This window comes from Microbacterium sp. Se5.02b (assembly GCF_019464375.1).
Classification (GTDB): Bacteria; Actinomycetota; Actinomycetes; order Actinomycetales; family Microbacteriaceae; genus Microbacterium.
In genome coordinates, this window is the sequence record NZ_CP080491.1 from 2,481,316 (window position 1) to 2,503,753 (window position 22,438).

Sequence of the window (22,438 nt, forward strand, 5' to 3'; positions counted from 1 at the left end):
CCCGCACAAGGTTAGTGCGCGGGACGGATCACGACCAAAAGATCTCCGGCATCCACCTGCTGGGTCTCGGCGATCGCATGACGTTCGACGACACCGTCGACGGGAGCCGTGATGGCGGCCTCCATCTTCATCGCCTCGATGGAGGCGACGGGTTCGCCTGCGCGGACAGCCGCTCCCACCTCGGCCTTGAGCGTGACCACGCCGGAGAACGGAGCCGCCACCTGACCGGGGACCGATGTGTCCGCCTTCTCGGCCTCGTGCGCATCGACGACGACCGACCTGTCCCGCACGAAGACGGGCCGCAGCTGCCCGTTGAGCGTGGTCATCACGGTGCGCATGCCCTTGTCGTCGGCATCGCCGATCGCCTCGAGTCCGACGTAGAGCTGAACGCCGCGATCGATCTCGATCAGGTGCTCCTGGCCTGCGACCAGACCGTAGAGGTAGTCGTTGGTGTCGAGCACGGAGAGGTCGCCGAACAGCTCACGCCGCTCCGCGAATTCGGCGCTCGGGCCCGGGAACAGGAGCGTGTTGAGCCGCGTCCGTCGTTCGGCGCTGGTGCCGGCGAGTGCCGCCTCGTCCTCGGCGGTGATCTCGGTGAGACCCACCCGGACGGAGCGCCCAGCGAGCACCTTGCTCCGGAAGGGCTCTGGCCACCCGCCCGGAAGGTCTCCGAGCTCACCCGCCATGAACCCGACGACCGAGTCCGGAACATCGTACTTCTCCGGGTTCGCCTCGAAGTCGGCCGGATCGGCCCGCACCGCCGCGAGGTGGAGAGCGAGGTCGCCGACGACCTTCGACGATGGCGTGACCTTCGGCACGCGCCCGAGGATCCGGTCGGCGGCTGCGTACATGTCTTCGATGAGCTCGAAGTCGTCCGCGAGTCCGAGCGCCTTCGCCTGCTGCCGCAGGTTCGACAGCTGACCGCCGGGGATCTCGTGGTGGTAGACGCGCCCTGTGGGTCCCGGAAGCCCGGACTCGAAGGGGGCGTACTGCCGTCGCACCGCCTCCCAGTAGGGCTCGAGGTCGGAGACGGCGTCGAGCGCGATGCCGCTGTCCCGGTCCGTGTGCGCGAGTGCTGCGACGAGGGACGACAGCGACGGCTGACTCGTGGTCCCCGAGAGCGGTGCGGAAGCGGCATCCACCGCGTCGACGCCGACCGCACTCGCCGCAAGGAGCGTCGCCAGCTGTCCGCCCGGCGTGTCATGGGTGTGCAGGTGCACCGGGAGGTCGAATCGCTCACGCAGGGCCGCGACCAGCGTCGCGGCGGCTGCGGGGCGGAGAAGGCCTGCCATGTCCTTGATCGCGATGATGTGCGCGCCGGCCTCGACGATCTGATCCGCGAGGTTCAGGTAGTAGTCGAGCGTGTAGAGGTCTTCCGCAGGATCGAGCAGATCTCCGGTGTAGCAGAGCGCGACCTCCGCGACCGCTGTCCCCGTGTCGCGGACAGCCTGGATCGCAGGGCGCATCTGCTCCACGTCGTTCAGCGCGTCGAAGATCCGGAAGATGTCGACGCCGCTCGCAGCCGCCTCGGCGACGAAAGCCTCGGTGACGGCGGTCGGGTAGGGGTGTAGCCGACCGTGTTGCGCCCGCGCAGCAGCATCTGGATCGCCACGTTCGGCAGTGCGGCGCGCAACTTGTCGAGACGCTCCCACGGGTCTTCGCCGAGGAAGCGCAGCGCGACGTCGTAGGTCGCCCCGCCCCACGCCTCGACCGAGAGGAGTCCGGGCGTCAGGCGCGCGAGGTACGGGGCCGCCGCGACGAGATCCTTCGTGCGCACCCGTGTCGCCAGGAGCGATTGGTGGGCGTCGCGGAACGTCGTGTCCGTGATGGCGAGGGCCGTCTGCTCCCTGAGGCTGCGAGCGAAGCCTTCGGGGCCCAATTCGAGGAGTCGCTGCCGTGAGCCGGGCAGCGGCACGGTGCCGAGATCGACCGACGGGAGCTTCGAGGCGGGATCCGCCAGGCCGGGGTGGGCCCCGTGCGGCTTGTTGACGGTGACGTCGACGAGCCAGTTCAGGAACTTCGTCCCCCGGTCTTTCGAGACCCGGCCGCGCAGGAGTTCGGGACGCTCATCGATGAAGGAGGTGCTCACGTCCCCGGCGATGAACGCGTCATCCTCGAGGAGAGCCTGCAGGAACGGGATGTTGGTGGACACTCCGCGGATGCGGAACTCGGCCAGCGCCCTGCGCGCGCGTGCGACGGCCGCCGGGAAATCGCGACCACGGCACGTCAGCTTCGCGAGCATGGAGTCGAAATGCGGACTGATCTGCGCACCCTGATGCACCGTCCCGCCGTCGAGGCGGATACCCGCACCTCCGGGGGAACGGTAGGTGGTGATCTTGCCGGTGTCCGGCCGGAACCCCTGCGTCGGATCCTCCGTGGTGATCCGGCACTGCAGCGCGGCTCCGCGCAGGTGCAGATCATCCTGCTGCAGCCCCAGATCGGCGAGGGTCTGGCCCGCTGCGATCCGCATCTGGCTCTGCACCAGATCGACGTCGGTGACCTCTTCGGTGACCGTGTGCTCGACCTGGATGCGCGGGTTCATCTCGATGAAGACGACTTCACCGGTGCGCTCCCCCGCCGTCTCGAGCAGGAACTCGACCGTGCCGGCGTTCTCGTACCCGATCGATCGAGCGAAGGCCACCGCGTAACCGTGCAGAGCGGTGCGGACGCTGTCGTCGAGATTCGGCGCGGGGGCGATCTCGACCACCTTCTGGTGACGCCGCTGCACCGAGCAGTCGCGCTCGAACAGGTGCACGGTCTCGCCGGTCTTGTCGGCGAGGATCTGCACCTCGATGTGCCGAGGGCGCACGACCGCCTGCTCGAGGAACATCCGCGGATCGCCGAAAGCGCTCTCCGCCTCCCTCATGGCCTCGGCCAAAGCGGGTGCGAGCTCACCGAAGGTCTCGACGCGCCGCATACCGCGACCGCCACCACCGGCGACGGCCTTGGCGAACAGAGGGAAGCCGATCTCCTTCGCCTGTGCGACGAGCGCATCGACGTCGCTCGACGCCTCGGTGGACCGGAGCACGGGGACGCCCGCCTCGACCGCATGCCGCTTCGCCTCGACCTTGTTCCCCGCCATCTCGAGAACATTCGATGGGGGGCCGATGAAGACGATTCCGTTGGCCGCCGCCTTCTCCGCCAGCTCGGGATTCTCCGAGAGGAACCCGTATCCGGGGTAGATCGCGTCGGCACCCGACTCGAGCGCGACGCGGATGATCTCGTCGACGTTCAGGTAGGCACGGACGGGATGACCGCGCTCGCCGATCTCGTAGGCCTCATCGGCCTTGAGCCGATGCACCGATCCGCGGTCTTCGTGCGGGAACACCGCGACGGTCCGCGCCCCCACTTCGACTGCGGCACGGAATGCGCGGATCGCGATCTCGCCGCGGTTCGCCACAAGGATCTTCTGGAACATGCACACCTCTGGGAGCTCGATGCGCAGCGTTTTCGATGCGCATGGGGCGGGGCTGAGTGTTCCCCCAGCCTAGGGGAAGGTAACGTGGTGTCCGTGCACGTACTCAGCGTCAGCTCTCTCAAGGGGGGCGTCGGCAAGACGACCGTGACACTCGGGCTGGCCTCAGCGGCTTTCGCCCGAGGCGTCCGGACTCTCGTCGTCGACCTCGACCCGCAGTCCGACGTCTCCACCGGGATGGATATCCAGGTGGCCGGACGACTCAACATCGCCGACGTCCTGGCGAACCCGAAGGAGAAGGTGGTCCGTCAGGCCATCACGTCCAGCGGCTGGGCCAAGGTGCACCCCGGAACGATCGACGTGCTCATCGGCAGCCCGTCGGCGATCAACTTCGACGGCCCGCATCCCAGCGTCCGCGACGTGTGGAAGCTCGAGGAAGCGCTCGCCTCGGTCGAGGCCGACTACGACCTGGTCCTCGTCGACTGCGCCCCTTCGCTGAATGCACTCACCCGCACTGCGTGGGCTGCGAGCGATCGCGTGATGGTCGTCACCGAACCCGGACTCTTCTCGGTCGCAGCCGCCGACCGTGCCCTCCGCGCCATCGAGGAGATCCGCCGCGGTCTCTCGCCCCGACTCCAGCCGCTCGGCATCGTGGTGAACCGCGTGCGGCCGCAATCCATCGAGCACCAGTTCCGCATCAAGGAACTCCGCGACATGTTCGGCCCGCTCGTCCTCTCGCCGCAGCTCCCCGAGCGCACCTCGCTGCAGCAGGCCCAGGGGGCCGCGAAGCCGCTGCACATCTGGCCCGGCGATTCCGCTCAGGAGCTCGCGGCCGACTTCGACTCGCTGCTCGACCGCATCATCCGCACCGGCCGGATCCCGGTTCCGGAGTCCGGTCCGCAGAGCTGACCGCCACGTCGCGCGAAAAGGAACGGCCATCCTCGATGAGGATGGCCGTTCTGCGTCTGTGGTCCCGGTCAGGCGGAGCGCTTGGCGCGACGAGCGGAGAGCTCGTCGACGGGGTCGGGAGCGGTCGCGTCGAAGGCGACGAGCGTCGACTCCACTTCGCGGAGGACCTTGCCGACGGCGATGCCGAAGACGCCCTGACCACGGCTGACCAGGTCGATCACCTCATCGTTCGAGGTGCAGAGGTACACGGATGCCCCGTCGCTCATCAGAGTCGTGCCGGCGAGGTCACGGATACCGGCGCGACGCAACTCTTCCACGGCGGTGCGGATCTGCTGCAGGGAGATACCGGTGTCGAGGAGGCTCTTCACGAGCTTCAGGACGAGGATGTCGCGGAAGCCGTAGAGACGCTGCGATCCGGAGCCGTTGGCGCCGCGGACGGTGGGCTCGACCAGTTCGGTGCGCGCCCAGTAGTCCAGTTGGCGGTAGGTGATGCCGGCGGCTCGCGCCGCGACAGCGCCGCGGTAGCCGACCTCGTCATCCATGGCCGGGAGACCATCCGTGAAGAGGAGTTCGGGCACGAACCGCGGGTCGCCTGCGAGCTCATCCGCATTCATCTGAAATCCTCCCTGGAACGGTTATCTTCCACGGTAGAGCAGTGCCGTGGCACCGGCAACGACATCCGCGCGACCGCGAAGGTGTGTCGCAATCAGTTCGTTACGAAAGCACTCGGGAGAGCGCGTCCTTGACGAAGAGAGCGCGCACCTCGTCGATGCGCGACGCCAGCTCGGGGCCGAGTTCGCTCGCCTTCGCCCGGGACGCGGCATCCGTGCGACGCAGCAACGCCGACATCGCTGACTCGATCAGCGCGACCTCCCGCTCCGCTCCCTGGCGCAGTGAACGGAGGTGCCGCGGCTCGATGCCGTGCCTGTCGAGCGCGACCAGGCCCCGCAGCAGCTTCACCGTCGCCTCCGGATATGTCTCCTGCGCGGTGATGACACCCGTACTGATGGCGTCGTTGAGCAGTTGCGGTCCGGCGCCGGCCGCGGCGAGCAGTTCGTCGCGGCGGTAACGGCGAACGGCAGGAGCGATCGACGGCGGCGGCGCGAGAGCGGCAGCCTCCCCGCCCGCGGCGGCCTCATCGAGTTGTTCACGGATGACGCTCAACGGCAGATAGTGATCCCGCTGCAGGGTCAGGCCGAGACGCAGCCGCTCGATGTCGGCCGCAGAGAACTTGCGATAGCCGGACTCCGTGCGAGACGGGCTGACGATGCCCTGCACCTCGAGGAAACGCAGCTTGCTGGAGGTCAGATCGGGGAACTCCGGGGTGAGCCGAGCAAGGACCTGGCCGATACTCAGCAAGCCCGCGGACGCGGAACGTTCGCGGGCGGGAGTAGCCGCCATCAGTCGTTCGCCGCCGCGCGATCGCGAGGAGAGGCGAAGAAGTTCAGACGGAACTTTCCGACACGCAGTTCCGAGCCGTCGACCAGCACGCTGCGGTCGACACGTTCGCCGTTGACGTACGTGCCGTTGAGCGAGCGCTGATCGATGATCTCGAAGGTCGACCCGGTGCGGGTGATCTCGGCGTGCCGACGCGAGACGGTCACGTCGTCGAAGAAGATGTCGGCCTCGGGGTGTCGTCCGACCGTGGTGACGTCGGTGTCGAGGAGGTAACGCGCACCGGCGAGGGCTCCTGAACGGACGAGCAGCAGCGCCGATCCCGCCGGCAGGGCGTTGATCGCCGACTGCTCGACATCGGTGAGTTCCACCCCGAACGGCACGAAAGACAGGTCCGAATCGTGTCCGAACGTCTGCGTCACGTCGTGTTTCTGCTCACCGGAACGGTGGATCGCGGCTTCTCCGGCCGGTCGGCTGTCGCTGTCTGTCACTGTGCCCTCCTGATTGTCCAGACTAACGGATGCCGAGCCGGTCGCGGGAGGCCGCTTTCACACTCAGCCGTCACATACCGGGTATTCATAGGCTGGAGTCGTGAAGACCAAAGCTCTGCGCCACCCGGCCGCCCCGATCGCTCTCGCCGCGACACTCCTCGCCGCGTTCTTCGTGCTCCTGTCGCCGCTGCCGGCGTCCGCGCACGACGCCCTGGTGTCGTCATCGCCCTCCGCCGACGAGGTGATCGAGACCGTGCCGACCGACCTGACGCTCACCTTCAGCGCGAAGCTCATCGAGGGCGAGGGAGCGACCGAGGTCGTGGTGACCGCCCCTGACGGCACCTCGGTCGCCGACGGCGCCGCGACCGTCGAGGGCGCGATCGTCACGCAACCGCTCACCGCGAAGGGACCGGCCGGGGAGTACCACGTGATCTGGAAGGTCGTCTCCAGCGACGGACACCCCACCTCCGGCGAGTACTCCTTCACCGTCACGGTCGGCGACAGCGGCACAGCCTCTCCGACCGCCGCGCCGACCAGCGCGGCACCGACGCCGGAGCAGTCCGCGACCACCGAGCCGAGCACCGCGCCGACCGCCACCACGGCGCCCGATCCCGAGGACGCGGACGGCGGCTCCGCGTGGATCTGGATCGTGTCGATCCTCGGTGTCCTGGTCGCGGCGGGAGCGGGGACCTGGCTCGCGCTGCGCGGTCGCGGCGGCCGATCCGCGACCGATTCCGACACCCCATCGGAGCGATAGGCTTAAGGCATGCCACACTACGACGTCGTCATCCTTGGTGCAGGTCCTGGCGGATACGTCGCTGCGGTTCGCAGCGCGCAGCTCGGCCTGTCCACCGCGATCATCGAGGAGAAGTACTGGGGTGGTGTGTGCCTCAACGTCGGCTGCATCCCCTCCAAGGCACTCCTGAAGAACGCGGAGCTCGCGCACACCCTGAACCACAAGGCGGACTTCTTCGGTATCTCCGGCGAGTTCACGATCGACTACGGCAAGGCGTTCGACCGCAGCCGCGTGGTCGCCGACGGCCGCGTCAAGGGCATCCACTTCCTCATGAAGAAGAACAAGGTGACCGAGTACGACGGCCGCGGCACCTTCACCGGCCCGAAGGCGATCTCGGTCGCCAAGGCCGACGGCACGACCGAAGAGGTCACGTTCGACAACGCCATCATCGCGACCGGTTCCAAGGTCCGTCTGCTTCCCGGCGTGCAGCTCAGCGACAACGTGGTGACGTACGAGGAGCAGATCCTTTCCCGCGAGCTCCCCAAGTCGATCGTCATCGTCGGCGCGGGCGCCATCGGCATGGAGTTCGCCTACGTGATGACGAACTACGGCGTGAAGGTCACCATCATCGAGTTCCTCGACCGCGCGCTCCCCAACGAGGACGCCGACGTGTCGAAGGAGATCACCAAGCAGTACAAGAACTACGGCGTCGACATCCTCACCTCGACCAAGGTCGAGTCGGTCGTCGACAACGGCTCCTCCGTCACCGTGTCCTACACCGGCAAGGACGGTCAGCAGTCGTCGATCGAGGCCGACAAGGTGCTCATGTCGGTCGGCTTCGCCCCGAACATCGAGGGCTTCGGACTCGAGAGCACCGGCGTCAAGCTCACCGAGCGCGGCGCGATCGACATCGACGACCACATGCGCACCAACGTCGAGGGCATCTACGCGATCGGCGACGTGACCGCCAAGCTGCAGCTCGCCCACGTGGCGGAGGCGCAGGGCGTCGTCGCAGCCGAGACGATCGGTGGCGCGGAGACCCAGACCCTCGGCGACTACCGGATGATGCCGCGTGCCACCTTCTGCTCGCCGCAGGTCGCCTCGTTCGGACTCACCGAGCAGCAGGCCAAGGACGAGGGGCGCGAGATCAAGGTTGCGACCTTCCCGTTCATGGCCAACGGCAAGGCGCACGGTCTGGGCGAGCCCGTCGGCTTCGTCAAGCTGATCGCCGACGCCGAGCACCTCGAGCTCATCGGCGCCCACATGATCGGCCCGGACGTGTCGGAGCTGCTCCCGGAGCTGACGCTCGCCCAGAAGTGGGATCTCACGGCACTCGAGCTGGCGCGCAACGTGCACACGCACCCGACGCTGTCGGAGGCACTGCAGGAGGGCTTCCACGGCCTCGCCGGCCACATGATCAACTTCTGAGCCGCCGTCTTCTCGAAGGCCCGGTCCCGCACCTCGCGGACCGGGCCTTCGCTCGTCAGAGACCGCGCATCGTGAGGAGCCCGGCGGTCCATCCACGCAGCGGCGCCGCCCCGAGCGTGCGCATGAGCAGCTCCCTTCCCCGCACGACCGGAGCCGATGCCGGGGCCCCCATCGACATGTAGAAAGCCGAGCGACGCTGGGCCTTCGCCGCCGACCTGCGCACCTGGCGATCGAACCCCGACAGGTCGGGAGCTCGTGACGACAGCGCGCGTGCGAGCTCCGCGGCGAGGCGCACGGCGTCCACCCACCCGAGGTTCATCCCCTGTCCGCCGATCGGGCTGACCTCGTGTGCCGCATCGCCCACGAGGACCACCCGCCCCCGGTGCACTCGCGTCGCGCGATGCTGCGCGGCGACGAAGGAGGCCGGCTCCGCTCCCTCGTCCACCTCGAGCACGGTCCCCGTGCGCTGCGCGATCGCCGCGCGGAGACCGGCGGCGGTCCGAAGATCTTCCGCTCCCTCGCGCACGACCCATCGGCGACGCCCGCCCGGAAGCGGGAAGGACTCGACGAGGCCTTCCGGCTCGCAGTGCAGGACGGCGCGGTCACCCGGCATCGCCTCGGCGACGTCGAGCATCGCGTACGAAGCATGCCCCGCACGACGACGCCACCCGATGCCGAGATCGCCACGCAGACGACTCCGCACCCCATCGGCGACCACGACGACGGAGCACGTCAGCTCGCGGAGCCCGTCGGGGTCTCCATCGCGACCCGCACCTCGTCGACGGACTCGTGGACCGAGGTCACGGAGCACCCGGTGACCAGCGCGGCAGCCGAAAGAACCCGCAGACGTGCGCGGAGCAGGGCATCCGTCCGAGGCTGGGGAAGGATCAGGACCTCGCGGTCCGGCGCGAAGGTCAAAGTCGCCAGCGTCCGACGTCGGCTGCGCACCTCGCCGCCGCGGAGAGGCAGAGCCTCCGCTCGAACGGCTGCCCCGACGCCCGCGGCATCCAGGGCGTCCAACCCCGGCCGATGGATCCCGATCGCCCTGGTACGGTCGTCCGCCTCCGCACGACGTTCGCAGACGGCCACCCGCAGCCCCTCCTGGAGCAGCAGGCACGCCAGCAGGAGACCGACCGGGCCCGCGCCCACGATCACCACGTCATGCTCCGGCACGACCTCCCTCCCATCGGAGCTCCAGTCGCGCCGGCACGCCTGCGCGCACTGTCCATCCGGCCGGCACGATCGATGCGAGCTCGGCGACGGTGTAGGAGCGTCGGATGCTGATGAGGCCGTCTTCGCGGATGAAGGAGTCGGCGAGGAGGGTGCGCGAGATCGGCCAGGTCACGGCGGCGAAGAGCGCTCGAGCCGTCACACTCCGGGCGATGTCGTTGTGCGAGACCAGCCCGTCGGGGGCCGTGAGTCGCAGGGAATCGCTGAGCACCGTGTGGAGCTCGGCGTCGTCGAGGTGGTGGAGCACGTGATTGGACACCACGATGTCGTAGGTGTCACCGGCCGCGACCAGATCGGTCGTGAGAGCACGGCGGTAGCGCACGCCGGCGCCGCGATCATGCGCCGACGCCCATCGGATCGCGCGCTCGTCCGCGTCGAGTGCGGTGATCTCGGCGTCGAGTCTGTCGCCACGCAACCGCCACGCCAGCATCCGGCAGAGGTCTCCCCCGCCCGCACCGACGTCCAGGATCCGCAGCCTCCCGGCTCGTGCGGCCCGCGGACGGATGTCGCGCCGATAGAGCGTGCCTGGACGGGACACCAGTGCGTTCACGAGTCCGAAGCGTCCGTACGTCCTCGCGAGCTTCCGGGCGTCGGCGTCGGGATCATCCATGAGTTCGCGGGCCCCGGCGTCCCGCGCCGTGAGGGCTGGACTCATGACCCGGTGGGCGCGACGACCGTCATCAGCGCGCTCTCCGCCGTCAGTCCAGGCCCGAACGCCATCGCGGAGACCCTCTCCCCTGCGCCGGCGCCTTCGACCTCGAGGATCCGCTTCAGCACGAACAGCACCGTCGCGCTCGACATGTTCCCGTTCTCGCGCAGGACCTCCCTCGCCGGGTGCAGCTGGGTGTCGGTCAGATGCATCCGCTCCTGCACCCTGTCGAGGATGCTGCGGCCGCCGGGGTGGATGGCCCAGTGCTGCACGGCGGCCCCCACGGTTCCGGCCTCGAAGGCCGCCGCGAGCCCGTCCTCGGCGGCGTACAGCGGCCGGAGTGCGCCGATGATCGTCTCGCCGATGATCTGCGGAACCGCGGTCGAGAGGATCATCTCGAATCCGCTGTCGCCGATCGTCCACGCCATGTCCTTCTCGCCCTCCGGCGCGATCGCCGTGTGGAATCGATCCAATCGGAGAGCGGGCGTCGAGGAGGGCAGGTCGCGTGCCGTGACGATTCCGGCGGCGGCCCCGTCGGCGAACAGCGAGGAGGCGACGATCGTGTCCGGGTCCTCGGAGGAGCGCAGATGCAGGGTGCACAGTTCGACGCTCACCACCAGGACCACGGCGTTCTCGTCGGCCAGGCAGAACTGACGGGCCGCTCGCAGCGCCGGCATGGAGGCGTAGCAGCCCATGAAGCCGAGATGGAAGCGCTGCACCGCGTCGGACAGACCGAGGGCACGCACGATCTCGTACTCCGGGCCCGGAGCATGGAACCCCGTGCACGAGACCGTGATGACGTGGGTCACATCCTCGGGACCGATCGCGGGATCGGCATCGATGGCACGCCGAGCGACGTCGACGAAGAGCCTGGTCGCCTCTCGGGTGTAGAGCTCGTTGCGCGCCTTGGTGCCCGGGGCCAGCAGCAGCCCCGACCCACGGTCGAAGAAGACGGGGTCTGGTACCTCGGAGTCCAGGGACAGCTCGTCGATCACGGTGTGCCGCGTATCGATGCCCGAGACGTTGAACGAGGTGGTGACGATGCGCTGCGCCAACCTCCCGAGGTCGGGCTGCTGCGCGAAGACGTCGCGCACCTGCTCCTGCACGAGGACGGTGTCGGGGACGATCGTCTGCAGCGATCGAAGCACAGGCGGTCGGCTCATGCAGTCACTCAAGCACTCCCCGCCATGCCGGGGAAGGGGTTGCGCGCGACCGGGTCTCCGGTTAGAAGCCGAGGGCGCGGGCGAGCTTCGACCCGGATGCCGATTCACGGCCGCCGGCAGCCAGCACGGCCTGCTCGACCGCGTCGAAGAAGGCCGCGCGCCCCGCGTCGTCGGCGGGCGCGGCAGGACCGAGCTCCATCTCCCATTCCCGCCACTCGCGGCGCACTCCCCGGCGGAGATCGGTGGCGCGGACCCGATCGTCGACGAACTCGGCCACCACGCCGTCACCGCTCGTGAGCAGGTAGGCGGTGCGGTCGTTCTCGATACGGGCGAGCGGAGTGAGGGGCGCGGTGGTCCAGGCGGACACCGTCTCGGCGACCGCGGGCGGAAGGGCGTCTCCCTCGCCGAGCGGCCAGCCGAGTTCGAGCCTGCCGTCGCCCTGACGAGGCCCCTTCACGTGCCAGCCCTCGTCCGGACCGCCCGTGCGCCGACGCAGAGCCACGCCGGCGCGCGCCAGGGATCCGTCGTCGGTGTCGAAGTACCGGGCGTCGAGAACGCGGATCTCTCCGGCGGTGACGGCATCGACCCCGGGGATCGCGTTCCAGATCGGCAGAGGCGTCTCGATGTCGACGTCGTACTTGCGCTCGACCTCGACAGTACGGGACGGCTCAGTCATCGTCGAGCGTGAGGTCCTCGAGAGACTCTTCGAACCAGTAGTCGACCTCGGTGGGGCCGTCGTCCGCGCCGGTGTTCTGCGGTTCGCCGCGGCGGTTGTACACCACCTGCGTCTCGCTGTAGGGGACGATCAGCTTGTCGTCCGCATCGCCGAGGGGGATGATCTGCCCGTCCAGCGGGCCGCCGTGAAGCCGTGCGAGTGCCATGTGCTTCAGGGTAGCGCCGTCGTCGCGGTATCGGTGCGAGACAGGCGGATTCAGCCGAGGACGACGCCGAGAAGCGCCCCGACGATCATCCACGGTCCGAAGGCGATGCGAGTGGTCCGCTCCGCTCGACGCAGCAGGAGGAGCACCAGCGCATAGAGCGCACCCAGCACGAAGGCCGAGGCCGCACCGATCGCGAGCGACGGCCACCCGTGCCAGGCCAGCACGAGACCGATGACGGCAGCGAGCTTCACGTCTCCGCCGCCCATCCCGGAACTGCGGATCCCCCGCAGCAGTGCGTAGAAGCCACCGAGGATCAGCATGCCGAGAAGCGCGCGGACGCACGACCCGCTCTGCCCTCCTGCGAGGGCATCGAGTCCGATGAGCGCGAGCAGCGAGGCGAGCGTCGGCAGCACGATCCGGTTCGGCAGACGATGCGTGCGGGCGTCGATCACGATCAGCCATGCCCCGATGCCGATCAACGCCATGTGGGCGAGCACGACGAGGACGGACCGGATCTCCATCCCCGCAGAGTAGGAGATCCGCGATGCGCCCTCCGACCCCCTGTGGACAACGTGGCGCGATGTCCGATGTACGAACTATCGTCGTTCACACGAGTTGGTATATTAGAATATATCTTCGAGAAAGGATGCAGGGTGATCGGGCTCGACGCACTCACCTCGCTCTCTCCGGCGGGCGACTCCCGCGCGGGAGAGGTGCTGCGACTGCGCCGAGAGATCAGCCGGATGCAGCGGCGGCGCAGCGATCAGACCCTCCTCCCCCTCGACCCCGCCTTCTCCGCCCTGCTCCCGGAAGAAGGACTGCAGACCGGTACCTCCTACACCGTCTCCCCCCTCTCCGAGTCTCGTGCTCGCCCTGCTCGGCGCGGCATCGCAGAAGGGCCTGTGGTGCGCCGTGATCGGCATGCCGACGCTCGGCGTCGAAGCGGCGGCCGCGTTCGGCATCGATCTGGCCCGCCTGATCCTGGTTCCCGACCCCGGAGAGCGCTGGCTCGCCGCGACCTCCGCGCTGGCCGAGGTCGTGCCGCTGATCGCCGTGCACCCTGCCACCAGGGCGCGGGACGCCGACGTCTCCCGGCTGAGCGCCCGGCTGCGCGACCGCGGATGCACCCTGCTGATCGCCGAATCCCCCGGCACCGGGCGCTGGCCGCAGAGCGAGGGGACCATCCGTCTGCACGATCCCCACTGGCACGGTCTCGGCGCCGGGTGGGGCCTGCTCTCCGAGTGCACGGTGACGGTGACCGCGCAGACACGGCACAGCCCTCACCCCTCGAGCGTGCGCGTCCAGCTGCCGGGGGCCACGGCGCCGTCGAAACCGTGGCGGCGGAGCTCACCGCCCTGCCCCCGCTCTCCCCGAGGCCGCCGTTCCCGGCGAGCCCGCACCACCAGAACTCCTGCGCTGGGCGGAAGCCGGATGAACAGTCCGATCCGCGTCCTCGTCCTGTGGTTCCCCGACTGGCCCCTGCGAGCCGCTCTCGGCAGCGCACCCCCGCATCCGCCCACCGCGCTCGTCCAGGCGAACACCATCGTCGCCTGCACCGCCTCCGCCAGAGAGCACGGTGTGCGCACGGGTCAACGTCGCCGGGTCGCGCAGGGACACCTCTCGTCGCTGCGGGTGCTCCCCACGACGCCGACCGCGATGAACGTGCCTTCCTGCCCGTGCTGCACCTCATCGAGAAGCACGCGCCAGGGGTCACGCTGCTGCGGCCGGGGCTCGCCATCCTCCGCGCCAGGGGCATCTCCCGCTATCACGGTGGAGAAGCGGAGGCCGCCGACGCTCTCGCTGCCGTCCTCGCCGAAGCCGGCTTCCCCGAAGTGCGCATCGGCGTCGCCGACGGCCCTTTCACGGCCGAGATCGCCGCACGCGGTTCCTCTCCCTGCACGGTCGTCCCCCGGGAGGGGCACGGGACTTCCTGGCGCCGTACCCCGTGCAGGTGCTGCGCGACGAGCAGATCGTCGGCCTCCTCATCCGGCTCGGTGTGCGCACCCTCGGCGACTTCACCGCGCTCGCCCCGATCGACGTTCGCGACCGCTTCGGCGAGCACGGTGCGCGTCTGCACGCACTGGCCGCCGGCGCCGACTCCCGTCCGCTGACACCGCGCGCCCCTGATCCCGAGCTGGTGCGGGCCATCGAGTTCGACTCCCCGCTGGGCGGCGCAGACCAGGTCGCCTTCGCGGTGCGGCAGACAGCGGACGCGGTCATGGTCGCCCTCGGTGACGCCTCGGTCGTCTGCACGGAGGTGCGGATCGATCTGACCGACGACAACGGCGTGGTGTTCTCACGCTCCTGGTTGCACCCCACCTGCTTCGACGCCTCCGACCTGGTCGACAGAGTGCGCTGGCAGCTGGAGGCTCTGGCTGCGCAATCCGCGAAGGACCCGATCGACGAGGCGAGGGCTTTCGGAGGCATCGTCGCGGTGCGCATCGTCCCCGCCGCGGTCGACGATGCCGCCCACCATCAGCCCGGCCTCTTCGGCTCCGGTACCGACGAGCGCCTGCATCATGCGGTCTCTCGCGTGCAGACCATGCTGGGGCATCAAGGCGTGGTCACCGCCGCGGTGTCCGGCGGCCGTTGGCTCGCCGATCGTCAGGTGCTCACCCCTGGGGCGAGCGCGCGGTGCCCCCGCGCGACCCGGAGTCCCCTTGGCCGGGGAGCCTTCCCGATCCGCTGCCCGCCGAGGTGTTCCTGCCTCCGCGCCCCATCGGCCTGCTCGCCGCGAACGAGACCACGGTCGGCGTCGACGACCGCGGGATGCTCTCGGACGACCCTGTCCGCATCGAGGGAGCGGTCGTGCAGGCGTGGGCCGGGCCCTGGCCCGTGCACGAGCGCCGCTGGGCACCGGGCGGGGGAAGCGCGGACACCGACTGCAGATCGTCGACGACCGCGACCGTGCCTGGCTGGTCTTCCACACCGGAGAACGCTGGTGGGCCGAGGGGAGGTATCGCTGATGGGCTGGCACAACCCGCCCCTGTCCTGGAACGACCTGGAGCGCACCCTCAGCGGCGAGGAGTCGCCTCCCGTACCGCCGGGAGCCGAACCGCGGGGTCAGCGGACGGATCCTGGACCCGTGAGCCGTCGTCGCTCACGCACTCCCCCGCCGTGGCACGGCCGGAGGAGGCGGTTCCCTATGCCGAGCTGCACGCCCATTCGTCGTACTCCTTCCTCGACGGCGCCTCCTCTCCCGAGGACCTCCTCGCCGAGGCCGACCGCCTCGGACTGACCGCGCTCGCCCTCACCGACCACGACGGCTTCTACGGCGCCGCACGCTTCGCGGAACTGGCCGACCTCATGGAGAGCCCCCTGCAGACGGTCTTCGGAGCCGAGCTGTCGCTGGAGCTGCCGGCGCCTCAGCGCGGGCACGCGGATCCTGCCGGCGAGCACCTGCTCGTCCTCGCCCGCGGGATGGAGGGTTACCACCGGCTCTCGGGCGCGATCACCGCGGCACAGCTGCGCGGTGGTGAGAAGGGGCGTCCCGTCTACGACCTCGATGACCTCGCCGCGCGCGCCGGCGGCCACTGGACGATACTCACCGGATGCCGCAAGGGCGCGGTGCGGCGCGGGCTCGAGGCCGGCGACGGTCTCACCCCGCTGCGGTCCCTGATCGACCTCTTCGGCAGCGCGCACGTCGCCGTCGAGCTCTTCGACCACGGAGACCCGCAGGACACCCGTCGCAACGACGCCCTCGCCGAACTCGCCCGCCGGGTGCGGCTGCCGGTGGTGGCGACCAACAACGTGCACTACGCGACCCCGGCGCAAGCCCCCTCGCCGAGGCGGTCGCCGCAGTCCGCGCGGTACGCAGCATGGACGAGCTCGACGGCTGGCTGCCCGCGCACGGAGGCGCGCACCTGCGCAGTGGAGCCGAGATGTCGAGGCGCTTCGCGCGGTACCCCGGCGCGATCTCCCACGGACTCGAGCTGGCGGAGGCATCCGCGTTCCCGTTGCGACTCGCCCGACCGGCACTCCCCCAGCAGAAGGTGCCGGAGGGACATACGCCGATGAGCTGGTTGCGGTACCTGGTCTGGGAGGCCGTGCCGTCGAAGTACCCGAGACTGGACGACGACGGTCACCGGAGGATCGAACGCGAGCTGGACGTGATCGAGGAGAAGGACTTCCCGGGATACTTCCTGATCGTGCACGGCATCGTGGCCGAGGCGCGCAGACGCGGCATCCTCTGCCAGGGCAGAGGCTCGGCCGCGGCGAGCGCGGTCTGCTATCTGCTGGGGATCACCGCGGTGGACCCGATCCTCTACCGTCTCCCGTTCGAGCGGTTCCTGGCGACGACCCGCACGGAGGAGCCGGACATCGACGTGGACTTCGACTCCGACCGCCGCGAGGAGATCATCCAGTGGGTCTACCGGGAGTACGGCAGGGAGCGGGCGGCCCAGGTGGCGAACGTCATCCAGTACCGCCCGAAGAACGCGGTGCGCGACATGGCGAGGGCGCTCGGGCACTCCCCAGGACAACAGGACGCCTGGTCGCGGCAGGTCGACGGCTGGGGAACGGGGCTGGAGCCCGTCGAGGGGCATGACATCCCGGAGAACGTGCTCGCCTATGCGGGCGAACTGCTGAAGGCACCCCGCCATCTCGGCATCCACTCCGGGGGCATGGTCCTCACCGCGCGCCCGGTCGGCGAAGTCGTGCCGGTGGAGCACGCCCGCATGGAGGACCGCACCGTCATCCAGTGGGACAAGGACGACTCCGCCTTCATGGGGCTGGTGAAGTTCGATCTGCTGGGCCTCGGGATGCTCGCCGCCCTCCAGCACTGCTTCGACCTGATTTGGGAGAACACGGGCGAGGAGTGGCGACTCGAGACCATCCCCAAAGAGGAGCCCGCGGTGTACGACATGCTCTGTCGTGCGGACTCGATCGGAGTCTTCCAGGTGGAGTCCCGTGCGCAGATCGGCCTGCTCCCCCGACTGCAACCACGGGCGTTCTACGACCTCGCCATCCAGATCGCCCTCATCCGTCCGGGGCCCATCCAGGGCGGAGCGGTGCACCCGTTCGTCCGACGCAAGATGGCCAAGGACCGTATCGATGAGGAGAACAGGGAGCGGGCGCGGCGCGGCGAGGAACCGGTGGAGTTCCCCATCCCCTATCCGCACAGCGATCTGGAACCGATCCTGAAGCGCACGCTGGGCATCCCGATCTTCCAGGAGCAGCTGATCCAGATGGCGACGGCCATCGGCGACTGCACGGCGGACGAGGCCGATCTGCTGCGGCGCGCCATGGGGTCCAAGCGCGGCCTGGAGAAGATCGAGAAGGTGAGGGACAAGCTGTACGCCGGGATGAAGCGACGCGGGCTCATCGGTGACGCCGCCGACCGCATCTACGCGCAGATCCAGGCGTTCTCGAACTTCGGATTCGCGGAGTCGCATTCGTTGTCGTTCGCCCTGCTCGTCTACGCCAGCTCCTGGGTGAAGCTGCACTATCCCGCGGCCTTCCTCGCCGGGCTGCTGCGCTCGCAGCCGATGGGCTTCTACTCCGCGTCGACGCTCACCGCCGATGCGCGTCGGCATGGCGTGGAGGTCAGACGACCTGACCTGCACGCCTCAGGGGCGATGGAGACCCTGGAGCCGCTCGACGACACGGCGACGAACGGACCGACGGGGCGGGAGGACTGCCTCGACGATCCTCAGCCCCCCACACTCCGCTTCGACAGAGGGGCCACGGACGAGTCGGCGACCCATCGGAGGGACGGTCGTTCTGCGGTGCGACTGGGACTCAGCGGCATCCGCGGGATCGGTGTGCCGATGGCGGAGAAGATCGTCGCCGAGCGCGACGCGAACGGCCCGTACCGGGACCTGAACGACCTGGTGCGCCGGACGGATGCCACCGCCGCGCAGCTGGAGGCCCTCGCCACGGCCGGAGCCTTCGACTGCCTGGGGTTGGAGCGGCGGGAGGCGATCTGGCTCGCCGGCGCGGCGGCGGATGACCGGTCGCGCTTCCTTCCGGGGACCACGGTCGCCGTGCAGCCTCCCCTGTTCGCCGATCAGACCAGCTACGAGCGCCTCTCCGCCGATCTCTGGGCGACCGGGGTGTCGACGGACGACCATCCGATGGCGCACTTCCGTGAGGCGCTGCGTGCACGCGGGGTGCTGACCGCCGCTGACCTGCAGCGTCATGAGGTGGGCCGTCGGATCGAGGTCGCCGGTCTCGTCACCCACCGTCAGCGGCCGGCGACGGCTGCCGGCATCACCTTCGTGAACCTCGAGGACGAGAGCGGGCTGGTGAACATCATCTGCTCGGCCGGGGTCTGGAACCGCTATCGCCGCGTCGCCCGGGAGTCACCGGCGCTCATCATCCGCGGCATCCTGGAGCGGTCGGCGGAGGGGGTGGTGAACATCCTCGCGGATGGTTTCGAGGATCTCCGCACCGGTCTCACGCATCGCTCGAGGGACTTCCGATAGGCGGCGACGGTCTCACCAGAAGCGCTCATGCTCCACCGGCGCGGGGCGATCCGCCCCTCCCCATCGGTCGGCCTCGGCCTTGGCCGCATCCGCTGCCGCATCGGCCCCGCGCAGGGCGACCTTGGCCCCGGTGGCTCCCGGCCCGATCGGATCGACGAGCAGCGCGGTACGGGCACCCGATCCGCCGAGCGTGATCGTGCACTCCAGGACACGTCCGATCCAGCGCGAGACCTCGCCTCCCGGCTCTTCCTTGCGGCGGTACCGGATGCCGGTGTCGAGGTCGACGAGGGTGAGCACCACCGGCTCTTCCGTGAGGGGATCGACCTGCTCCGTCACCTCGACCCGGTGGCCGTGAGCGATGGCGACCTGTGCGGTGAAGACGAGCAATCTGTCCATGAATACACCCTAGGCACCTGCTCCTGGAAGGCAACAGGGCCTGCGCGGGAGTGACATTCGCAAATTTCTTTGTCCCCCAAATGGCGGACAAGCCGATTAAGCGATATTCTGCTCTCCGTAGCGGGGGCTACGAGGCTGAGGACTGGGGCTCAGCCGTGAGAGCAGCGAGATCTTCGCCGCCTCCCCGACCGTCCGGGTAGGACGGTGAGCCCTCTCGACGGCACCGTCTGGGGCGGGCCATCGGGAGGGCGTACCTCCCGCGACGCTCAGCCGGCCGACTCCGCGGAGCGGGGCGATCTCAGGCGTGTCCGTGCGCAGCGGCGACGACGGAGGCGGCGCGGACGTCAGTCCTGATCGCCCACGTGACCGGGCGCGGTGAGAGACAGCACCCGCTCGACGAATGCGGCGTATTCGCTCATGTAGTGCCGGAGGAACTTCTCGGTGCCGTCATCCTTCACCTCGCCGTCGTCGCCGAACACGTCGGGATCGAACGTGATGTACGCCTCCGGCGCATTGAGCTGCGGGGCGTTGAGGAAACTCAGCACGCTGCGCATGGACGACTGCATCACGGCGGTGCCGATGGCGCCGGTCGAGGCCCCGATGATCCCGGTGGGCTTGCGGGCGAAGGAGTTGTGCCCCCACGGTCGGGATCCCCAGTCGATGGCGTTCTTCAACGCGCCGGGGATGGAACGGTTGTACTCGGGCGACACGAGGAGCAGACCCTCGGACTGCTCGATCGCGCGCTTGAAGTCCGTGACCGCCGCCACCGGCTCCAGCTCGTCGTCGCGGTTGTAGAGCGGGAGATCGCGGATCGGGATCTCGACGAGCTCCAGGCTCGAAGGCGCCAGCCGCACGAGTGCTGTCGCCAGGATGCGGTTGATCGAATCGTGCGCGAGACTTCCGATGAGATAGCCGATGCGATGCGTCATGGTCCGTTCCGCGGGGAGGGCCGGTTGCTCGAGTGCCGTCAGCGTGGTCCCCGCGTCCTTCCATTTCCAGGATATCGCCGCCATGGGGGCTTGCCGCAAGGCCCCCTTCCTGGGGCAGAATCGACCCTCGCTCGTGCCATCCGCGCACGCGTGCGAAGGAGAGCAATGCCCATCGACCCCTTCCGTCTGCCCGAGAACCTGAGCGCGAAAGCCGCACCCGAGCTCCTCGACCCCGACCGCACACATCTCGCGCAGATCGCCGATGCGCTGGCGGCGCAGCGCGCCGACGTCACCCGGAGCCTGGTCGAGGCGCGGCACCAGGAGGCGACGTTCGGAGACGCCGCCGTGGACCGCGACCTCCGGATCCGTCGCCTGAGCAGCCGCCTCCGGGTGCTGGAGCGTTTCGGGATCGACATCTGTCTCGGCAGGATGACGAGGGTGGACGGTGAGGCCGTCTACATCGGCCGCGTCGGGCTGGCCGCCGCCGACGGCACCCGGCTCCTCGTGGATTGGCGCGCACCCGCGGCCGAACCGTACTTCGCCGCCACGATGGAGGACCCGCGCGGAATCGTCTCGCGACGACGCTACCGCTGGACATCCGGGCGTATCAGCGACTACTGGGACGAGGCCCTCACGGCGGCGGGGTTCGACGGGGCCGCCTCCCTCGACGACCAGTCCGCGTTCATCGCGAGCCTCGGATCGCACCGCACCTCGAGGATGCGCGACGTGCTCGCGACGATCCAGGCCGACCAGGATGCGATCATCCGCACGCCCTCCCCCGGTGCGCTCGTGGTGGACGGAGGTCCGGGCACGGGGAAGACCGTCGTCGCTCTTCACCGTGCGGCCCACCTGCTGTACGCCGAGCCGCGCCTCACGCGGAGCGCCGGCGGGATGCTGCTGGTCGGGCCCAACGCGCACTACCTCTCGTACGTCGAGGACGTGTTGCCGAGCCTCGGCGAGGACACCGTGCGCCTGTGCACCCTCCGCGATCTCGTCCCCGAGGGCGCCACCGCCACAGCGGAGCCGGATCCTCGGGTCGCACGTCTGAAGGAGACTCTCGATCCCACCGCGGTGCTCGATGCGGTCGCGAAGCAGTTCGAGCGGCCTCCGCAGCACGCGATGCGCCTGGAATCGCCGTGGGCCGACCTCTGGATGAGCCGTGAGGAGTGGGCCGAGCTCTTCTCCCGCGCCGACCCCGCGGCGTCGCATGACGAGGCTCGCGACGAGGTCTGGGAGGAGATCCTGGAGCTGCTGGTCGATCAGGTGGACGACGAGGAGGTGCCGCCCCACGTCGTCCGGCGGTGGCTGCGCCAGGACGAGGAGCTCACCGGAACCTTCGTCCGGGCGTGGCCGCTGCTCTCCCCGACGTGGGCGGTGGCGCGGCTGTGGAGCTCGCCCGAGCTTCTGCAGCGGTGCGCGCCCGAATTGGGGCCGGACGACATCGCCCTCCTGCAGCGCGACGTCGCGGCGCCGTGGACCGACTCCGACCTGCCGCTGCTGGACGCTGCCTACCGCCGGATCGGCGATCCGGATTCCGTGCGCGCCCGGCATCGCCGCGAGGCCGTGATCGCTGCGGCGCAGGAGCAGATGGCGCACGTCGTGGATCATCTGATCGAAGACGACGACAGCGAGATGAAGGTGATGTCGATCCTCCGCGGTCAGGACGCCAGGAACGTGCTGCTCGGCGTCGACGCCCCGCCCGCCCTCACCCCCGATGAGCTCGCGGGGCCGTTCGGGCACATCGTCGTGGACGAGGCCCAGGAGCTCTCCGACGCGCAGTGGCGGATGCTCCTCGCCCGCTGCTCCTCCCGCAGCTTCACGATCGTGGGCGACCGCGCACAGGCCAGACACGGGTTCACCGAGAGCTGGGAGGCGAGGCTCGCACGGCTCGGCATCCGCGACATCCGGATCGCCCACCTCGGCGTGAACTATCGCACCCCGTCGGAGGTGATGGAGGTCGCCGCGCCTGCCGTGCTCGCGGCGATCCCCGACGCGAACGTGCCGACCTCGGTGCGCGAGAGCGGGGTTCCCGTGCGCCTCGGTGACGCGGCATCCCTCTCCACGGTCGTCGACGACTGGCTCGACGCGCACCCCGAAGGCGTGGCGTGTGTAATCGGCGACCCGGCCTACGTAGGGACGGCACGCGTGCGGTCGCTCACACCGGAAGGCGCCAAGGGGCTCGAGTTCGATCTGGTCGCGCTCGTGAGACCGGAGCAGTTCGGCGACGACGTGACCGGCGCGGTCGATCGGTACGTGGCGATGACGAGGACGACGCGCGAGCTCGTGATCCTCCGCTGAGCATCGGGCGACGACGCTGCTCGCCCCGCGGGACGCTGCAGGCCCCGCTCAATGTTAGTATCTGCGTATGGATGCAGGTAATAAGGTTTGCGG

Annotated in this window: 16 protein-coding genes and 3 pseudogenes; 6 read left to right on the forward strand and 13 right to left on the reverse strand. The window is 69.4% G+C overall.

What is annotated here, in order from left to right; all coding sequences use genetic code 11:
• Positions 1-11 precede the first annotated feature (11 nt).
• Positions 12-3,418: pseudogene (locus K1X59_RS12300) on the reverse strand (pyruvate carboxylase).
• A 93-nt stretch (positions 3,419-3,511) separates the two neighbouring features.
• On the opposite strand from K1X59_RS12300, the gene K1X59_RS12305 reads away from it, so the two are divergent.
• Entirely contained in the window at positions 3,512-4,324 is an 813-nt protein-coding gene (locus K1X59_RS12305; protein ID WP_026049812.1) for a ParA family protein, read from the forward strand.
• A 68-nt stretch (positions 4,325-4,392) separates the two neighbouring features.
• Here K1X59_RS12305 and K1X59_RS12310 read toward each other — a convergent pair whose 3' ends face one another.
• The 3 genes from K1X59_RS12310 to K1X59_RS12320 form a co-directional block, all read right to left on the reverse strand.
• The gene (locus tag K1X59_RS12310; protein ID WP_183150310.1) at positions 4,393-4,938 is read right to left on the reverse strand and encodes a MerR family transcriptional regulator; all 546 of its coding nucleotides are present in this window, start codon (positions 4,936-4,938) and stop codon (positions 4,393-4,395) included.
• Between the two features lie 100 nt (positions 4,939-5,038).
• A complete protein-coding gene (locus K1X59_RS12315) occupies positions 5,039-5,725 on the reverse strand; it encodes a MerR family transcriptional regulator (RefSeq protein ID WP_220173438.1) in 687 nt (228 codons plus the stop codon).
• Positions 5,725-6,210, reverse strand: a complete 486-nt coding sequence (locus tag K1X59_RS12320; RefSeq protein ID WP_183150311.1) for an FHA domain-containing protein — start codon at positions 6,208-6,210, stop codon at positions 5,725-5,727. Before K1X59_RS12320 ends, K1X59_RS12315 begins: the two co-directional genes overlap by 1 nt.
• A 100-nt stretch (positions 6,211-6,310) precedes the next feature.
• On the opposite strand from K1X59_RS12320, the gene K1X59_RS12325 reads away from it, so the two are divergent.
• A complete protein-coding gene (locus K1X59_RS12325; RefSeq protein WP_183150312.1) occupies positions 6,311-6,967 on the forward strand; it encodes a copper resistance CopC family protein in 657 nt (218 codons plus the stop codon).
• A gap of 9 nt (positions 6,968-6,976) precedes the next feature.
• Positions 6,977-8,374, forward strand: a complete 1,398-nt coding sequence (lpdA, locus tag K1X59_RS12330; RefSeq protein ID WP_183150313.1) for a dihydrolipoyl dehydrogenase — start codon at positions 6,977-6,979, stop codon at positions 8,372-8,374.
• A 55-nt stretch (positions 8,375-8,429) separates the two neighbouring features.
• On the opposite strand, the pseudogene K1X59_RS12335 reads toward lpdA, so the two are convergent.
• The 6 genes and pseudogenes from K1X59_RS12335 to K1X59_RS12365 form a co-directional block, all read right to left on the reverse strand.
• Positions 8,430-9,547: pseudogene (locus K1X59_RS12335) on the reverse strand (FAD-dependent oxidoreductase).
• On the reverse strand, positions 9,534-10,259 hold the full coding sequence (locus K1X59_RS12345; protein ID WP_220173439.1) for a methyltransferase domain-containing protein: 726 nt from the start codon (positions 10,257-10,259) through the stop codon (positions 9,534-9,536). Before K1X59_RS12345 ends, K1X59_RS12335 begins: the two are co-directional and overlap by 14 nt.
• Positions 10,256-11,416 (reverse strand): type III polyketide synthase, encoded by a 1,161-nt coding sequence (locus tag K1X59_RS12350; RefSeq protein ID WP_220173440.1) that lies wholly within the window; start codon positions 11,414-11,416, stop codon positions 10,256-10,258. The genes K1X59_RS12345 and K1X59_RS12350 overlap by 4 nt, the downstream gene beginning before the upstream one ends.
• Positions 11,417-11,477: 61 nt before the next feature.
• Positions 11,478-12,092, reverse strand: coding sequence for a CYTH domain-containing protein (locus K1X59_RS12355; RefSeq protein ID WP_183150316.1), 615 nt, complete (start codon positions 12,090-12,092; stop codon positions 11,478-11,480).
• Positions 12,085-12,297, reverse strand: a complete 213-nt coding sequence (locus K1X59_RS12360; RefSeq protein WP_183150317.1) for a response regulator — start codon at positions 12,295-12,297, stop codon at positions 12,085-12,087. Before K1X59_RS12360 ends, K1X59_RS12355 begins: the two co-directional genes overlap by 8 nt.
• A gap of 50 nt (positions 12,298-12,347) precedes the next feature.
• Entirely contained in the window at positions 12,348-12,818 is a 471-nt protein-coding gene (locus K1X59_RS12365; RefSeq protein ID WP_183150318.1) for an A24 family peptidase, read from the reverse strand.
• Between the two features lie 1,155 nt (positions 12,819-13,973).
• Here K1X59_RS12365 and K1X59_RS21485 point away from each other — a divergent pair.
• Entirely contained in the window at positions 13,974-14,408 is a 435-nt protein-coding gene (locus K1X59_RS21485) for a hypothetical protein (RefSeq protein ID WP_244632661.1), read from the forward strand.
• Between the two features lie 185 nt (positions 14,409-14,593).
• Here K1X59_RS21485 and K1X59_RS21490 read toward each other — a convergent pair whose 3' ends face one another.
• Complete coding sequence (locus tag K1X59_RS21490) at positions 14,594-14,851, reverse strand: hypothetical protein (RefSeq protein WP_258567262.1); 258 nt, start codon at positions 14,849-14,851, stop codon at positions 14,594-14,596.
• Positions 14,852-15,262: 411 nt separating this feature from the next.
• Here K1X59_RS21490 and K1X59_RS12375 point away from each other — a divergent pair.
• A pseudogene (locus K1X59_RS12375) lies at positions 15,263-18,722 on the forward strand (error-prone DNA polymerase).
• A gap of 12 nt (positions 18,723-18,734) precedes the next feature.
• Here K1X59_RS12375 and K1X59_RS12380 read toward each other — a convergent pair.
• Together K1X59_RS12380 and K1X59_RS12385 are read right to left on the reverse strand one after the other, a co-directional pair.
• A complete protein-coding gene (locus K1X59_RS12380) occupies positions 18,735-19,118 on the reverse strand; it encodes a hypothetical protein (RefSeq protein ID WP_183150320.1) in 384 nt (127 codons plus the stop codon).
• 344 nt (positions 19,119-19,462) lie between these two features.
• Positions 19,463-20,047, reverse strand: coding sequence for an NADPH-dependent FMN reductase (locus K1X59_RS12385; protein ID WP_183150321.1), 585 nt, complete (start codon positions 20,045-20,047; stop codon positions 19,463-19,465).
• Positions 20,048-20,212: 165 nt separating this feature from the next.
• Between K1X59_RS12385 and helR the strand changes: the two genes are divergently transcribed.
• Positions 20,213-22,345, forward strand: coding sequence for an RNA polymerase recycling motor ATPase HelR (gene helR / locus K1X59_RS12390; RefSeq protein WP_220173441.1), 2,133 nt, complete (start codon positions 20,213-20,215; stop codon positions 22,343-22,345).
• The last annotated feature ends 93 nt before the right edge of the window (positions 22,346-22,438 follow it).

What these genes read in the sequence shown, in the direction of transcription:
- K1X59_RS21490 (WP_258567262.1), bottom strand. Translation starts at nt 14,851, where the DNA reads ATGCCCCAGCATGGTCTGCACGCGAGAGACCGCATGATGCAGGCGCTC.
- K1X59_RS12365 (WP_183150318.1), bottom strand. Translation starts at nt 12,818, where the DNA reads ATGGAGATCCGGTCCGTCCTCGTCGTGCTCGCCCACATGGCGTTGATC.
- K1X59_RS12385 (WP_183150321.1), bottom strand. Translation starts at nt 20,047, where the DNA reads ATGACGCATCGCATCGGCTATCTCATCGGAAGTCTCGCGCACGATTCG.
- K1X59_RS12315 (WP_220173438.1), bottom strand. Translation starts at nt 5,725, where the DNA reads ATGGCGGCTACTCCCGCCCGCGAACGTTCCGCGTCCGCGGGCTTGCTG.
- K1X59_RS12360 (WP_183150317.1), bottom strand. Translation starts at nt 12,297, where the DNA reads ATGGCACTCGCACGGCTTCACGGCGGCCCGCTGGACGGGCAGATCATC.
- K1X59_RS12345 (WP_220173439.1), bottom strand. Translation starts at nt 10,259, where the DNA reads ATGAGTCCAGCCCTCACGGCGCGGGACGCCGGGGCCCGCGAACTCATG.
- K1X59_RS12310 (WP_183150310.1), bottom strand. Translation starts at nt 4,938, where the DNA reads ATGAATGCGGATGAGCTCGCAGGCGACCCGCGGTTCGTGCCCGAACTC.
- lpdA (WP_183150313.1), top strand. Translation starts at nt 6,977, where the DNA reads ATGCCACACTACGACGTCGTCATCCTTGGTGCAGGTCCTGGCGGATAC.
- K1X59_RS12355 (WP_183150316.1), bottom strand. Translation starts at nt 12,092, where the DNA reads ATGACTGAGCCGTCCCGTACTGTCGAGGTCGAGCGCAAGTACGACGTC.
- helR (WP_220173441.1), top strand. Translation starts at nt 20,213, where the DNA reads ATGCCCATCGACCCCTTCCGTCTGCCCGAGAACCTGAGCGCGAAAGCC.
- K1X59_RS12380 (WP_183150320.1), bottom strand. Translation starts at nt 19,118, where the DNA reads ATGGACAGATTGCTCGTCTTCACCGCACAGGTCGCCATCGCTCACGGC.
- K1X59_RS12350 (WP_220173440.1), bottom strand. Translation starts at nt 11,416, where the DNA reads ATGAGCCGACCGCCTGTGCTTCGATCGCTGCAGACGATCGTCCCCGAC.